Below are 824 nucleotides of genomic sequence, written 5' to 3' on the forward strand. Positions count from 1 at the left end.
CGTGCTCTGCTGCGGCGGCAGCTGGGTCGCACCCAAGGACAAGATGCTGTCCGGCGACTGGGCGAGCATCGAGGCGCTCGCGGCCGAGGCGGCGAAACTCTCGCGCGGCTGACGTCTGACCGCCGGCCGTCAGACGGGCCGGCACACAGGCCAAGGGCCGCCCGCAAGACCTGCGCGGCGGCCCTTTTGTTTCCCATGGAGAAACAGACTGACAATCTCTGCGGGGCTGTTACCGGGCCGTTTTCAGACCGCACTTCCGCTCGGGAGCCCCCCACCAGGGACAACGCTTAGATTTATGCTGACGGCGGTCGCCCCGGCGTCAGCCGATCAGCCCGCCGCCCTGCGCATTGGTCTTTTCATAGAAGCGACGCAGGCGCTGGAGCGCGATGCGCAGCACCACCTTGCCGGATCGCGCCGCCCAGCCCATGCGCCTCTCGGTGGCCTCGAGCCCCTCGAGATAGCAGCAGCACTGCAGCGCCACATCGCCCAGACCCGGCCCAAGCTCGCGCAGCGCCGAGATGAAGCGGGCGCGCGCCGCCTCGGGGTGCCGTTGCGGTCGCGACGGCGCGAGAGCAGGATCAACGGGCTCTCGGCCATCAGGTGGCGGCGGCGCGCCAGCGGGTCCGAAACGGCTGCCTCCATCGCCGCTTCGGCCTCGGCCGAGGTCCCGAACCCGGCCTGCGCCTCGGCAAAACCACGCAGCTTGTTTTCCTGTTCTGCCAACAACTTGCTGAGCGCGGTGCGGCCCGCCGCGGTGATCCGGTAACGCGAGATCCGGCCTGGCGACTCGCAGGCGATCCAGCCCTTCAGCGCCATCCCCTGGG

Annotated in this window: 1 protein-coding gene and 1 pseudogene; one reads left to right on the plus strand and one right to left on the minus strand. The window is 69.8% G+C overall.

The features are described 5' to 3' along the window. Positions 1 to 112: pseudogene (locus HC022_RS29565) on the plus strand (keto-deoxy-phosphogluconate aldolase); the annotation flags it as partial. Between the two features lie 207 nt (positions 113 to 319). Here HC022_RS29565 and HC022_RS27865 read toward each other — a convergent pair. After that, on the minus strand, positions 320 to 824 hold a 505-nt coding region (locus tag HC022_RS27865), incomplete at its 5' end, for a DUF6456 domain-containing protein (RefSeq protein ID WP_368484906.1).

The organism is Salipiger sp. HF18, assembly GCF_011806505.1.
GTDB lineage: Bacteria > Pseudomonadota > Alphaproteobacteria > Rhodobacterales > Rhodobacteraceae > Salipiger > Salipiger thiooxidans.